Genomic DNA, 12,466 nt, shown 5'->3' on the forward strand with positions numbered 1-12,466 from the left:
CTACATCGTTGGGGAAGGCTTGGTTCGTCGCGCCGCGACGGGCTCGGCGTGCTTCGCGAGTGCACGGTAGATGGTGGTGCGGCTAACGCCGAGCACGTCGCCGATCTGCGCGACGGTCATGTCCTGCTGTTCGTAGAGCCGGCGTGCGGTGCGCACCTGGTCCGCGGAGAGCCGAGATGGTCGGCCGCCGGTGCGGCCGCGGGCTCGAGCGGCGGCGAGGCCGGCGTTGGTGCGTTCCTTGATGAGGTCCCGTTCGAACTCCGCCAACGCGGCGAAGACGTGGAACACGAGCCGGCCGCCGGGCGAGGTGGTGTCGATGGTCTCCTGCAGGGACCGGAACCCGATGCCGCGCTCGGCGAGAGCGTGCAGCTGATCGATGAGGTGCCGGATGGACCGGCCGAGCCGGTCGAGTCGCCAGACGACGAGAGTGTCGCCGGGGCGGAGCTGGTCGAGGAGCTTGTCGAGCTCGGGCCGGTGTTGGAGCGACCCGGACATGGTGTCGACGAACACGCGGTAGCAGCCAGCGGCGTTGAGCGCGTCGATCTGCAGCGACGCGTCCTGGTCTGTGGTGGACACGCGCGCATACCCGAGAAGGTGACCCATGAAGAGAACGTAGCGAAACTCGACCAGGAGGGGTAGTGGCGGCACGTAGATTCTGGGACTGGGTTCCGCTACAAGACACGGCGCCTCGCACCCGGACTGAGCGCCGGTACGGATAGTTGTAGCGGAATCGTTCGTATTTGTTACGTCTGCCGCGCTCGCGCGGCGAGCCGGAGTGCTTGCACGGAACGGAGGTGTTGTTCCGATCGGTGGCGGCCGTTGGCGGGAGACGGATGTGGTGCTGCGATGACCGGAAGGAGTCGGGGGTGCTCGTCCAGGGTGAAGTGTCGCATGACGCCGTCGAGGGCAACGGCCCCGTACGTGACGATCGCAGTGAGAGCGGGGAGGGCCGCGAGCAGTGTGGCGAGGGCATGCCGCCCCTCGTCGATGTCCTCGAGTCGCACGCGGTCGGGCAGTTCCCATGGGACAAGGTTCCAGCGGACGTACTCGCCGCGTGCGAGTCCGGACTCGATACGGGCTGCTCGGAACGCGGCCGCGGTCGGGCCCGGGTTGTCCTCGCTGCAGATCGCTGCGTGCGCTGCGGCGATGGTCTGGGGGCCAGGCGACTGCATCAGGACCAGGACACGGCTGAATCTGCCGCCGGATCGTGGGTCGAAGCTCGGGACGAACCGTCGGCTGCCGTCGGGCGCGGTCCGCCACGTCTCCGCGAGACCGTTCAGCGATCGAACGTCAGCGAGTTCCTCGGGGGTACTCATGCCGGCTGTGGCGGTGCCAGCAGGGTGCCACGGATGACGGATCCGTGAAAGGTGCGAAGGGCAACGGTGATCCATGCGGCGACGAGGCCGGCGTAGTAGATGACGGCGAGGACGGCAACGACGGTCAGGCCTGAGTGCAGGGCGAGCCCGTTCAGGCCGGTGACGCAGGTCCCGACGGGGAACGTGAAGGACCACCAAGTCAGGCTGAACGGCAAGTGTTCGCGGGCAGTGCGGATGGTGATCGCGAGGGCGATGACGGTCCACAGCAGCGCGAAGCCGAGCATCGCGAACCCGTACACCAGCGCCACGACCAGCAGGGCATGCGCGGTACTCGCATCGACAACGGTGGGGGCGTTCGATGCGAGGAGGTTCACCGCGGTGATCGACTGTCCGACCGGCCCGAGGACGATCCACAGAGTCGGGACCATGCCGGCGGCCCCGACCTTGTGCTGCGCGAGACGGTTCCAGATCAGCGTGATCACGACCAGCGACGTGATGAGGCTGAGGCCGAAGAAGCCGTAGCAGGACCACAGCAGCGTCTCCCGCGCCTGCCCGGCGGGGGCGTACGGCAGCAGGAGCGCACCGGTGGAGGCGGACACCATCGGCGGGACGATCGGCATCAGCCAGCCGCCGAACGCGGAGTCGGGCTTGTTCTCGTGGCGGGTGAACGCCAGGTACGGCACGAGCACTGCCGTGAGCAGTCCTCCGATGGTGCCGATGGTCCACAGGACCCAGTCGATGGTGACGGCGGCGGGCAGGCCGACCCAGTCCTTGCCGAGCAGGAGTGTCCCGGCGCCGACGGTGAGGAACGCCATCGGTGGTGCGCCGTAGAAGTGCGAGATCACCGGGTTGAGCTGGTGCCCGGCTGCAGTGCTCCGGTAGCGGATCCAGTGCAGCACCGTCGCGGTCGTGAGGGCGACGAGGAGCACCGCGGCGATCGCCCACACGACCGTCGCCGCGAGGCGCAGCCCGGGGAACTGCAGCGGCAGTGACGCAGCTGCGACAGCGACGATCCCCGTGCCCATGATCGACGCGAACCAGTTCGGTGTGAGATTCGACACGATCAGGCCTGGCCGCTCCAGGTCACGGAACAACGCCGTCTGCGGCCGTTGGGGCAGCTGGCTACCGTTCGCGGGTGCAGGGTCCGTGCGGAGCGTTGTCATGGGCCAAGCCTGCGCGAATCCTGCCTCTGGCGGTACCCGGAACCTCTTGGCAGGGCACAATCAATGATTGTGGCACTACGGCGACTCACGGACCGAACCCTCGACCTCGACACACTCGACGTGCTCGCACGCGTCGCCGAGACCGGCTCCCTCTCCGCTGCCGCTGGAGCGCTCGGCGTCACGCAACAGGCAGTGTCTGCTCGGATCCGGGTCGCCGAGCGCATGGTCGGTCACTTGTTGGTGCACCGCTCGACCACGGGGTCGGTGCTGACCGAGACCGGCAGGCTCGTCGTCGGGCTGGCCGGACCGGTCCTCGACGCGTCTCGCCACCTCGAAGCAGGAGTGGCTGCGCTGCGGACTCCCACGGGTTCGCTCGTCGTCGCAGCGTCACAGACGATCGCGGAGCTGCTGCTGCCGGGCTGGCTGCTCGAATTCCGCCGCCGCGAACCCGACGTGCGGGTGCGCCTGATCGCGGGCAACTCCGCCGCGGTGACGGACCTCGTGCAGTCGGGTGGCGCGAACCTCGGGTTCACGGAGACCCCGGTGACGGCGGCAGGTGTGTCCGCGCAGGTGATCGCGGACGATGAGCTCGCGGTCGTCGTTGCGCCGGAACATCCCTGGGCTCGGTCGACCGGGATCACTGCGGAGGTCCTGGCGGCGACGGCTCTGCTCCTGCGGGAAGAAGGTTCCGGAACTCGCGCGACCCTCGCCGCATGGCTCAGGGAGGCCGGTTTGAGCATGTCGGTTCCGGCCGCGGTGCTGGAGACCACGAGCATCATCCGGGCGAACGCGCAGGCTGGAATTGCACCGGCGGTGATGAGCCTTCGCACGGTCGCCGCCGACATCAACGACGGGTCGCTGGTGCGGGTCCCGCTCGCTGGGCCGCCACTTGCCCGGCCGTTGCGGGCGATCTGGTCGGGAGAGCCTCAGCCAGCTGGTTCTGCTTTCCTGCGCGTCGCCCACGAGGTGACCGGTCGGGGTCAGCGCAGCCCGTAGGGCAGCTCCGGATTGTTCTCCGCGATCTCGGTGAGCCGGTTGTACTTGGCGACGCGTTCTCCGCGGGCGGGTGCGCCGGACTTGATCTGTCCGGTTCCGGTGCCGACGACGAGGTCCGCGATGAACGTGTCGGTGGTCTCGCCGGACCGGTGCGACACCATGCTCCGCATCCCGAGCGAGCGTGCGACGCCGATCGCGTCGAGGGTCTGGGAGACGGTGCCGATCTGGTTCGGCTTGATGAGCGCCGCGTTCGAGAGCCCGTCCTTCCCACCGTCGCGGATGCGCTGCGGATCGGTGACGTAGAGATCATCGCCGACGATCTGGAGCATGTCGCCGAGCGCGAACGACATCGCCTTCCAGCCGCCGTGGTCATCTTCGGAGAAGCCGTCTTCGATGCTCCGGATCGGATACCGGCTGATGAGGTCGCGGTAGTAGTCGACCATGCCTGCGCGGTCGAGCCGGCGGTCCACGACCCGGTAGCTACCGTCACCGAGCGCGAACTCGTTCGCCGCCGGGTCGAGTGCGATCGCGACGGTGTCCACGCCGGGCTCGTAACCGGCGGCACTGATCGCGGCGACGAGGAGGTCGAGGGCCTCCTCGGGCGCGGCGATCGACGGGGCGAAGCCGCCTTCGTCCCCGAGACCGAGACTGCCGAACCGTTCCCGGACCAGTGCCGCCAGCGCGTGGTAGACGTCCGATCCGATCCGAACCGCGTCGGTCATGGTCTCGGCGTTCACCGGGGCGATCATGAACTCCTGGAAGTCGAGCGCGTTCGCTGCGTGCGCTCCGCCGTTGAGCACGTTGAAGTGCGGGACGGGCAGGCGGGGCGTGCTGCCGGTGACGTCTGCGATCCAACGCCAGAGCGGCAGCTCCGCTGCGGCGGCGAGAGCGCGTGCCATCGCGATCGAGGTCGCGACGACACTGTTCGCGCCGAGCCGGCGGTGGTTCGGGGTGCCGTCGAGGGCAGCGAGGGCGGCGTCGGCCTGCCCGATCGAGGTCCACGACTGGCCGGTGATCATCGGTGCGACGTCCGTCGTGATGAGGTGCAGTGCCTGGCTCACGTCGCGGCCGCCGTAGCTGCTGCCGCCGTCGCGAAGCTCGACAGCCTCATGCGCGCCAGTGGATGCGCCTGCGGGGGCGTCACCGGTGACGACGGTGCCGTCCTCGAGCTCGAGACGCACCTGGATCGTCGGGTAGCCGCGGGAGTCGAGGATCCGGGAGCCGTGCAGGCTGCTGATGGTGACGGGGCGGCTGGTGTGGGTCACGTACTCGCCCTGATGGTGGGTGGTGTGGTGGACGTTGCTGATGTAGTCGTTCACGGCGGTTGTCGCCTTTCGGGTTGGTCGTGCGGGTGTGGGCCGCGGGGAGGCGGAGGGACGACCTCCTGGCGATCACTGGGCGCCAGTTGCCTCCCCACGGCGGTTCAGGGCGCGCACTGGATGGTGTCGGGTGCGCGGGTGCCGGTCAGGGGTGCGGGGTGAACCGTTCCTGTGCGGCGCGGATGATGGCTTCGGCGTCGACACGGTTCGCCCACCCGTTGGTGGTGACGTGCTTGCCGTGCTCGATCTCCTTGTAGTGGGCGAAGAAGTGCTCGATCTCCGCCAGGACCGGCTCGGCGACGTCGGAGATGTCCTGGACGTGGTCGAAGCGGACGTCTCCGGCGGGGACGGTGAGGATCTTGTCATCGCCGCCGTTCTCGTCGACCATGCGGAGCATCCCGACCGGGCGGACGTCGATGACGACGCCGGGGAACGTGGGCCGGGGCAGCAGCACGAGCGCGTCGAGGGGGTCGCCGTCATCGCCGAGAGTGTCGTCGATCGAGCCGTAGTCCTGCGGGAACACCATGCTGGTGAACACCGCCCGGTCCAGGCGGATCCGTCCGGTGGCGTGGTCGACCTCGTACTTGTTGCCGCTGCCGCGGGGGATCTCGATCGTGATGTCGAAGTGCATGAGCTGTTCGTCTCCCAGTCGGATGGTCAAGTGAGGGTGCCGAGGGTGACGCCCCCGGCGGCTGCGGCGACGGAGACGACGAGCATCCCGAGCCCGTTCACGGCAGCCGCGGTGGTGCGGCCAGTGCGTGCGAGGCGGACGGTCTCGAAGCTGGCGGTGCTGAACGTGGTGTAGCCACCCATGAGCCCTGTTCCGAGCACCGCGACGGGGGTGGCGCCGAGGTGACCGGCGGCGCCGGTGATCAAGCCCAGCAGGAACGAGCCGGTGATGTTGATCGTCAGCGTCCCGACCGGGAGCCGGAACTGCCGACCCCGGTTGATCGCACCATCCACGAAGAACCGTGCGGCCGCGCCGACACCGCCAGCGACCGCGACGCTGAGGAAGGCCAGGGCGCTCATGATGTGGCCCCGTTCGGTCGGACCAAACCCGCGATCGCGAGGCCGCTACCGGTGGCGATCGCGCCGGCGAGGACCGTCAGGAGCGCGTACCCGGTGCCGGCCAACCCGCGGCCAGCGAGGAACAACACCGCGGTGCTGGTCGCGAGGGTGCTGTAGGTGGTGAACCCGCCGAGGACACCGGTTCCCAGAAGCAGGCGCAGTGTCCGGCGGCGACCCTCGTCAGGTCCGCGATGCGCGAGGTGTTCCAGCAGCACACCCAGTAGGAGCGCGCCGGCGATGTTGATCCAGAAGATCGCCCAGGACACCTCCTGCTGAGCGGGGAACGCGGTGCTGAGTCCGTCGCGTGCGGCGGTACCGATGGCGCCGCCGAGTGCGACGACACCGAGGTACCGCCACCGCAGATGCACTGGCCGGTCGATACGTTCCGGGTCGTTGGCGTCGATGTCTGGGTCGGGCGGGAGCTGCCCATCGGGCAGCTGCGTGTCCGTTCGGGAGGTCATGTTCCACCTTCCGCAGCGACCGCTGCCGCTGCTGCTCGTGCTGCCGGATGCAGGTACTCCCCACCCCGCGGACAGAACCCACCGTCGCCGTCGAACCGGTAGATCAGGGGTTCGCCCGTGGGGAGGTTCAGGTCCGCGAGCTCACCGTCAGTTAGGCCGTCCATGCAGGCACACAGTGCCCGCAGTGAGTTGCCGTGCGCGACGACGAGCACTGTCTGCCCGTCGCGGAGTGCCGGGGTGATGCTGTGCGACAGGACGGGTTGGACCCGGCGGATGACGTCGGAGAGTGTTTCGGTTCGACGAAGTGCCGCCCACGGCAGTCCACGAAGCGCCGGCGTCCGCCGGAGCGCCAGCCACGCGCGGATCGACATGCGTGGTGGCCGTCCCGTGCGGGTCCGACGAACAGCGAAGAACTGCTCCGCCCCCAACGCCGCTTGCGCATTCTGCTTGGACATGCCGGTGAGGGCGCCGTAGTTCCGCTCGTTCAACCGCCACGTCGACTCGATCGGCGCATCACGTCCGAGGACGTCGGTGACGAGCTCCGCCGTGTGGAGCGCCCGCTCGAGCGTCGACGTGAGCACGAGGTCCGGTCGGATGCCGGCATGCAGAAGTAGCAACCCAGCCCGATTCGCTTCGGCGCTGCCCTGTTCGGTCAGCGCGACGTCTCGCAAGCCGGTGAAGGTACCGGCAGCGTTCGCAGTGCTCTGTCCGTGGCGGAGCAGAACAAGCTGGCCGGTCACGGGGTGTCCCACGGCAGTGGGGCATCGAACCCGACCGGATCAACGGGCACTACGAGCACTGAACGGTGCTGCTGATGGGTCAGCCGTACCGCGACCGACCCCGTGAAGAACTCCGCGATTCGACCCGCTCCCGTCCTGGCCCCGACGACCAGCATCGCCGCGTCGCGGTCTTCGGCCACCTGCGACAGTGCCCGGCTCGGATCCCCGACACCCGGGACGAACGTGACGTCGACGCCGTAGGTCGTTGCGGCAGCACGTACTGCCGCCTTGTCACTGTCCGACAAGCCCTGCGGTGTCGTGTCAGCGGTGTCAGGGTCGATCGGTTCCACCATCACCGACCCGTCCGAGCGCGTACCGGCATCGAAGAGCGATGCATCCACGCTGACGCACACCAGCGTCGTACCGAAGCGCCGCGCGATAGACGACGCAACCTCGATGACCCCCGGAGCGAGGCCGGGCAGGACGCCGACGACGACCGGTCCGGAACCGATTGGTGCTGTCATGACACTCCCTACCTCAGGCGCGCAGAAGCGCGACCAGCTGAGATAGGGACTGTTGTCGACAACTGTCGAGGTTGGGTCCGGCAAGCCCCACTACCGGGTCCGAAGACACCACCATTATGCACCCGAACCCCAAGTCACGCGGGCCGTCTCGCGCACCCGCGACGTCCCGACACCGAAGGAAGCGATTCCGACGACACGGAGCGAAGCTGCCCACACGTGCGATCGAGTCCGGTCCAGGACCGTCTGTCGGTCACGGTGCGTGCTCCCCATCGCACCACTGCGCTTCTGGTGTCCGCCCTGTCTGGTTGCAAGGATGAGGTGTGTTCGAGCTGGTGAGACCGCGTGCGGAGTTGTTCCAGGAGCGGAGCGAAGCACGTCGCGAGTGGGGTCCCGGGCTGCACGAAGACGGCTTCGGAATCACCTCGGACGATGAGGTGAACACGGTCGACGGCTTCCGCGACTGGGTCGCTCGGATCGAGCACGGCCCGACCGAGCTGTGGTGGATCGTCGAAGACGGGGAAGTCCTCGGTGGGATCGCGCTCCGTGCTGCTGATGACGAGCGCGTGCAGAGCGTCGGTCACATCGGGTACGGGATCCGGCCGTCCGCCCGCGGGCGAGGTGTCGCGACGTGGGCGCTCGGTGAAGTGTTGCTTCGCGCCGCTTCACTGGGGATCGATCCCGTGGTGGCGTTCTGTCTCGAAGACAATGCGGGGTCGGTCGCGACGCTCGAACGCCACGGGGCGACGCTCGAAGCGGTCGAGCAGCACGGGGCGGCGCGGGTGCGGCGCTCCGCGATCCGCTCCGGAGTCCGCTTCGCTCACCGATCAACTGTCGGTACTGGCTACTCGTAGGCTTGCTGGGTGATCGCGCGAGTCCTTGGTTCTGGTCGTCCGCTCGTCGCCCTCCACGGCTTCGGGGTGGACCACCGCATCATGCTGCCGCTGGCGGACGCGGTGCAGGGTCTGCCGTGGCGGCTGGTGTTCCTCGACCTGCCGTGGGCTGAAGCCGCCGCTGTGACCGCGACCGCGACGAGCGCGGTCGACGTGGCCGCCGAGGTCCTCGCCGACATCGACGACCACCTCGGCGACGAGCCCTTCGCTGTCATCGGGAACTCCTTCGGCGGCATGATCGCCCGACACGTCGCCCACGAACGCCGAGACCACGTCCTCGGCATCGCGACCCTGGCGGGTGTGGTGCATCCGGCACACGCAGACCGTGCTGTCCCCGAGCGCACCGTGCTGTACACCGAACCGTCCGTCCTCGAGGCCGCCGGCGATGCGCGAGCAGCATTCGAGGAGGTCAGCGTCATCCAGGACGCCGCCGCGTTCAGAGCGTTCGAGCGGTACGTGCTGCCGGGTCTCCGTGGTGCCGACCCTGCTGTGATGGACCGTATCGCCGCCGACTACGCACTCGATGCCGTGCCGGAGGAGCGCCACCCGGAACCGTTCACCGCTCCGGCGCTGCACCTGTTCGGTCGGCAGGACGACGTCGTCGGCTACGAGGACGGGCTCGCACTCCGGGACCACTACCCGCGAGGGAGCTTCGTCGTCCTCGACGGTGCTGGACACAACGTGCACCTCGAACAACCCGGAATCACCGCCGCCCTGATCCGCGACTGGCTCGCACGCATCGACCGGTAGACGATCGCCAACCGGGCAGTCGCTCCCCTGATCAGGGCCACATGGTCGACTCCAGAGGAACCATGCAACCGAACTCCACCAGGGCAGACGCTAACTGTTCTCTTCCCACAGCTCGAGCGGCAGTCCCTCTGGATCGTGCACACGGACGAAGCGCCCGTACTCTGTCTCCCACTCGGCGCGGCGCTCGACCGCGATGCCGTCCGCTTCGAGACGGCGGATCAGTTCGTCGAGTGCCGTCACCCTGATGTTGAGCATGAGGGGCTGGTCGGCGGCGAAGTAGTCGCTGTCAGCAGGCAACGGTGCGAAGACCGTCACACCGGCTGCTTGCCGCCAGAAGGTGTCCGCGCCGGCGTCGATGCCGAGGTGCTTCCGGTACCACGCGGCGCGGGCTTCCGGATCTCGACTCCGGAAGAAGAGCCCGCCGATGCCCGTCGCAGTCAGGTCGAGCACGGTATCGGTGTCAAAGCCCGAGCGCCAGAGAACTCACGCCCTCGAGCGTCCGATGATCGATCGTCGGACGGACGACGACGGGGCGGACTCGCTCCGCGGAGAGACGGGTGTAGGTGAGGACGCCGAACGACGCGTTCATGCGTACGTGCCTTCGCCCTGGGACTGTTCAGCGGTCAGATGAGCAGCCCGATGGTGAGCGCGACGATCCCGCTTGCGGTGAGTAGTGCTGGTCCCGTGACCCGGCGGGGAGTAGTGCGTTCCGTCGTACGTGCGACGAAGACGGCGACAAGCGTTGACGTTGCACCCGCGTAGATGAGCACGAAGGCTTCGGGGAAGAATCCGATGATGTGGACCACGAGCCCGGCGAAGACCGTCGATGCCGACGTGAACAGGTGGGCTCTGGAAGCTGCTGGGAGCACAGGCTTTGCTCGTGTTCCGAGGAAGAGACCGATCAGACACCAGCTCGAAGCGGTCGCGAAGAGCGCGCCGCTGATCGAGACGATCGCGGCTCCGATCACGTCGAGGTTCACGCTTCACACCGTTCCAGCAGAGCCGTGGTCGGGTGTTCCGAACCATGCGGCAAGTGCCTCTGTGAGGGAGGCGGGATCGGTGTGGGACCAGGCGATGAATCCGTCGGGTCGGATCAGGATCGAGGTCTGTTCGTTCGTTGCGGCCAGCGGCACGTAGTCCACGCGGTCGTTCCATGGGGCGATGGCGTGGCGGAGTCCGCCGGTCGCGTCGAGCACGATGGGGTGGGCGGTGCGGAGCAGTTCCGGGATCCTGCGGAGGGTCCCGTCGGCGAGTTCGACCTGTGTTGACGGTGCCAACCATCCGGTAGGGCCGTCGGGGTTCGCGGGACCCATGTCGTAGCGGACGTCCGAGCCGGCGAGGAGATCTGCGACGCGCTGCACGGTGGTCGTGTCGGCGAGCATCTCGGCGAAGAGGTCGCGGAGGGCTGTGACATCCGAGCCGGGCGCCATCAGCGCGGTCTGCGCTTGGGTCTGCATGAAGACGCGTTGCCCGAGCGGGCGGCGCTCTGTCTCGTAGGTGTCGAGCAAGCCCGCGGGGGCCCAGCCGTGGAGGCTGGCGGCGAGTTTCCAGGCGAGGTTCGCCGCGTCTTGCAGCGCGAGGTTCAGGCCGGGTCCGCCGGCGGCGGAGTGCACGTGTGCGGCATCGCCGAGGAGGAAGATCCGCCGGTCGCGGTAGCGGTCCGCGACGCGGGTGTTCCGACCGGTCAGACGACGCAGCAACGTCGGCTCACCGTCGGCTGGCGCGTGGAGGTCGAGGCGGACGCCGAGGACGCGCTCGAGGCTGTCCTCCATCTCGGTCAACGTCATGGCTGCTCCCTCACCGGGGAAGCTGCGGTCAGGCTGGTCCTCCCATTCCGCGGTGTAGACCAGCGGGTGCTCCGGGTCACGGAGGGCGATGGTGACGACGCCGGTTTCGGTCCGGTGGAAGCTGTCCGCGATCGCTCCCAGACCCGCAACATGCACTTTCCCGGGGCTGGCGGGCGTCAGCTGCTCAGTTGGTGCGATCAGGGCTGTGCGATCCACGACGTGGTGGTCGGTGTTGCCGGGGAAGCGGATACCGGAGAGCTTCCGCACAGTGCTCCGCGCCCCGTCACTACCAACGAGGTACTGCGCCGACACGGTGCTCTCTGCTCCGCTCGCGACGTCGACAAGGTCGACGATGACGGAGTCGTCGTGTTGGGTGAAGGAGCACATCTCGACGCCGCGACGGATCTCGACGCCGAGTTCTGCTGCGCGGTCGTTGAGCACGCTCTCGAGGTCGCGCTGGTTGATGTGGAGCAGGTACATCGGGTTGCGGTCGCCGAGCGTGTGGAGCGGCAACGGCAGCGCTCCGAAGAAGAAGCTCGGAGCCGGCTCCGGGACGGCCCTCCCAGCGCACCGCTCGAACAAGCCGCGGTGATCCAGTAGTCGGACGACCTGCCCGGTCAAGCCGTGCGCCTTGTCCCATTGGTTGATCTCGGGGAGGCGTTCGAGGACGAGGGGGTTCACACCCGCGAGCTTCAGCTCGCAGGCGACGAAGATGCCCACGGGTCCGCCTCCGACGATGACGACGTCGTACATGATGGTCTTCCTTCTGACGAAGAGTGTGGGATCAGTGGTCAGCGGAGGTGGCCGAAACCGTCGCCGAGGAGTTGGAACGCAGCTCGGAGGAACGGCTGGAGGGGGTGTGGCTCCGGGCGCGCCGCCCAGGACTCCAGCGTTGTCAACAAGGTCGAAAGCGCAGCGGCGGACACCAGACCAGGAACGGGATCTTCCGGTGCTGCGTCTGAGCGGGCCGCGACGGCGGCCGCGAACACTGCGTTCGCTGCGCGAGCACCTCGGTCGACGGCTGACTGCATGCCCGGCGTCGACAGCACTGCAAGCAGCCCGCTCTGCTCCTCCCGGGACGGGGTCGTCGTCTCTCCTGCCTCGTACGGCGCGAGCAGCGCCTCCGTGATGGCAGTCCACAACGGCTCCTCGCGTGGCCGCTGGAGCAGATCGTCGGCTGCCTTGCGCACGCGTTGCACGTGGCGGTCCGCGATCGCGTCTTCCTTGCTCGAGAAGTAGTTCCCGAACGTCCGCCTCGACACTCCGACCCGACCGACGATGTCCTCGACACGGATGTTGTCGAGCCCCCGCTCCCGGGCGAGCAGCACGGTGGTCACGCTCAACGCGTCACGGATCGCTGCCTTCTTCTGCTCACGGAGCGAGACCTCGTCTGTCATGACACCAACCTAGAGCACAGTTGCCCATTGGGCAATGTTGCTCAATGGGCAACTCGTGATATCAGGAGTACCTGTT

16 protein-coding genes are annotated in these 12,466 nt (G+C 68.1%); 3 read left to right on the plus strand and 13 right to left on the minus strand.

Annotated elements, in window-relative coordinates:
* The 3 genes from ACIQFY_RS04410 to ACIQFY_RS04420 all read right to left on the minus strand — a co-directional run bounded on the left by ACIQFY_RS04410 (window position 1) and on the right by ACIQFY_RS04420 (window position 2,377).
* Window positions 1-603: a recombinase family protein gene (locus ACIQFY_RS04410; RefSeq protein ID WP_055960814.1), complete on the minus strand. Its 603-nt coding sequence runs from the start codon at window positions 601-603 to the stop codon at window positions 1-3.
* A gap of 140 nt (window positions 604-743) precedes the next feature.
* Complete coding sequence (locus tag ACIQFY_RS04415) at window positions 744-1,172, minus strand: uracil-DNA glycosylase (RefSeq protein ID WP_228506156.1); 429 nt, start codon at window positions 1,170-1,172, stop codon at window positions 744-746.
* Between the two features lie 140 nt (window positions 1,173-1,312).
* Entirely contained in the window at window positions 1,313-2,377 is a 1,065-nt protein-coding gene (locus ACIQFY_RS04420; protein ID WP_240614499.1) for a TDT family transporter, read from the minus strand.
* A 165-nt stretch (window positions 2,378-2,542) separates the two neighbouring features.
* On the opposite strand from ACIQFY_RS04420, the gene ACIQFY_RS04425 reads away from it, so the two are divergent.
* Window positions 2,543-3,475 (plus strand): LysR family transcriptional regulator, encoded by a 933-nt coding sequence (locus ACIQFY_RS04425; protein WP_208385475.1) that lies wholly within the window; start codon window positions 2,543-2,545, stop codon window positions 3,473-3,475.
* Here the strand turns inward: ACIQFY_RS04425 and eno are convergent.
* The 6 genes from eno to ACIQFY_RS04455 all read right to left on the minus strand — a co-directional run bounded on the left by eno (window position 3,460) and on the right by ACIQFY_RS04455 (window position 7,566).
* Complete coding sequence (eno, locus tag ACIQFY_RS04430; RefSeq protein WP_083393829.1) at window positions 3,460-4,794, minus strand: phosphopyruvate hydratase; 1,335 nt, start codon at window positions 4,792-4,794, stop codon at window positions 3,460-3,462. The two genes, ACIQFY_RS04425 and eno, sit on opposite strands and share 16 nt — an antisense overlap.
* 145 nt (window positions 4,795-4,939) lie before the next feature.
* Window positions 4,940-5,425 carry an inorganic diphosphatase gene (locus ACIQFY_RS04435; RefSeq protein WP_055960822.1) on the minus strand — a complete coding sequence of 162 codons (486 nt, stop codon included), beginning with the start codon at window positions 5,423-5,425 and terminating at the stop codon, window positions 4,940-4,942.
* A 26-nt stretch (window positions 5,426-5,451) separates the two neighbouring features.
* Window positions 5,452-5,823 carry a CrcB family protein gene (locus tag ACIQFY_RS04440; protein ID WP_055960823.1) on the minus strand — a complete coding sequence of 124 codons (372 nt, stop codon included), beginning with the start codon at window positions 5,821-5,823 and terminating at the stop codon, window positions 5,452-5,454.
* Window positions 5,820-6,323, minus strand: a complete 504-nt coding sequence (locus tag ACIQFY_RS04445) for a CrcB family protein (protein WP_239539765.1) — start codon at window positions 6,321-6,323, stop codon at window positions 5,820-5,822. The genes ACIQFY_RS04440 and ACIQFY_RS04445 overlap by 4 nt, the downstream gene beginning before the upstream one ends.
* On the minus strand, window positions 6,320-7,063 hold the full coding sequence (locus ACIQFY_RS04450) for a 2,3-diphosphoglycerate-dependent phosphoglycerate mutase (RefSeq protein ID WP_055960826.1): 744 nt from the start codon (window positions 7,061-7,063) through the stop codon (window positions 6,320-6,322). Before ACIQFY_RS04450 ends, ACIQFY_RS04445 begins: the two co-directional genes overlap by 4 nt.
* Window positions 7,060-7,566 (minus strand): universal stress protein, encoded by a 507-nt coding sequence (locus ACIQFY_RS04455; RefSeq protein ID WP_060915497.1) that lies wholly within the window; start codon window positions 7,564-7,566, stop codon window positions 7,060-7,062. The genes ACIQFY_RS04450 and ACIQFY_RS04455 overlap by 4 nt, the downstream gene beginning before the upstream one ends.
* A 320-nt stretch (window positions 7,567-7,886) precedes the next feature.
* On the opposite strand from ACIQFY_RS04455, the gene ACIQFY_RS04460 reads away from it, so the two are divergent.
* Complete coding sequence (locus ACIQFY_RS04460; RefSeq protein ID WP_326496799.1) at window positions 7,887-8,417, plus strand: GNAT family N-acetyltransferase; 531 nt, start codon at window positions 7,887-7,889, stop codon at window positions 8,415-8,417.
* A gap of 9 nt (window positions 8,418-8,426) precedes the next feature.
* Window positions 8,427-9,206, plus strand: coding sequence for an alpha/beta hydrolase (locus ACIQFY_RS04465; protein WP_326496800.1), 780 nt, complete (start codon window positions 8,427-8,429; stop codon window positions 9,204-9,206).
* Between the two features lie 90 nt (window positions 9,207-9,296).
* Here ACIQFY_RS04465 and ACIQFY_RS04470 read toward each other — a convergent pair whose 3' ends face one another.
* The 4 genes from ACIQFY_RS04470 to ACIQFY_RS04485 form a co-directional block, all read right to left on the minus strand.
* A complete protein-coding gene (locus tag ACIQFY_RS04470) occupies window positions 9,297-9,656 on the minus strand; it encodes a VOC family protein (protein ID WP_326496801.1) in 360 nt (119 codons plus the stop codon).
* 173 nt (window positions 9,657-9,829) lie between these two features.
* Window positions 9,830-10,186 carry a hypothetical protein gene (locus ACIQFY_RS04475; protein WP_326496803.1) on the minus strand — a complete coding sequence of 119 codons (357 nt, stop codon included), beginning with the start codon at window positions 10,184-10,186 and terminating at the stop codon, window positions 9,830-9,832.
* A gap of 3 nt (window positions 10,187-10,189) precedes the next feature.
* Window positions 10,190-11,746, minus strand: a complete 1,557-nt coding sequence (locus ACIQFY_RS04480) for an FAD-dependent monooxygenase (RefSeq protein ID WP_326496804.1) — start codon at window positions 11,744-11,746, stop codon at window positions 10,190-10,192.
* Between the two features lie 38 nt (window positions 11,747-11,784).
* A complete protein-coding gene (locus ACIQFY_RS04485; protein WP_326496805.1) occupies window positions 11,785-12,390 on the minus strand; it encodes a TetR/AcrR family transcriptional regulator in 606 nt (201 codons plus the stop codon).
* Window positions 12,391-12,466 lie beyond the last annotated feature (76 nt).

This window comes from Curtobacterium sp. NPDC092190, from assembly GCF_044755625.1.
GTDB lineage: Bacteria > Actinomycetota > Actinomycetes > Actinomycetales > Microbacteriaceae > Curtobacterium.

Bases quoted from the DNA above. Each gene is read 5' to 3' on its own strand.
- ACIQFY_RS04410 (WP_055960814.1), bottom strand. From the start codon at position 603: ATGGGTCACCTTCTCGGGTATGCGCGCGTGTCCACCACAGACCAGGAC.
- ACIQFY_RS04415 (WP_228506156.1), bottom strand. From the start codon at position 1,172: ATGCAGTCGCCTGGCCCCCAGACCATCGCCGCAGCGCACGCAGCGATC.
- ACIQFY_RS04425 (WP_208385475.1), top strand. From the start codon at position 2,543: ATGATTGTGGCACTACGGCGACTCACGGACCGAACCCTCGACCTCGAC.
- ACIQFY_RS04435 (WP_055960822.1), bottom strand. From the start codon at position 5,425: ATGCACTTCGACATCACGATCGAGATCCCCCGCGGCAGCGGCAACAAG.
- ACIQFY_RS04440 (WP_055960823.1), bottom strand. From the start codon at position 5,823: ATGAGCGCCCTGGCCTTCCTCAGCGTCGCGGTCGCTGGCGGTGTCGGC.
- ACIQFY_RS04445 (WP_239539765.1), bottom strand. From the start codon at position 6,323: ATGACCTCCCGAACGGACACGCAGCTGCCCGATGGGCAGCTCCCGCCC.
- ACIQFY_RS04455 (WP_060915497.1), bottom strand. From the start codon at position 7,566: ATGACAGCACCAATCGGTTCCGGACCGGTCGTCGTCGGCGTCCTGCCC.
- ACIQFY_RS04480 (WP_326496804.1), bottom strand. From the start codon at position 11,746: ATGTACGACGTCGTCATCGTCGGAGGCGGACCCGTGGGCATCTTCGTC.
- ACIQFY_RS04485 (WP_326496805.1), bottom strand. From the start codon at position 12,390: ATGACAGACGAGGTCTCGCTCCGTGAGCAGAAGAAGGCAGCGATCCGT.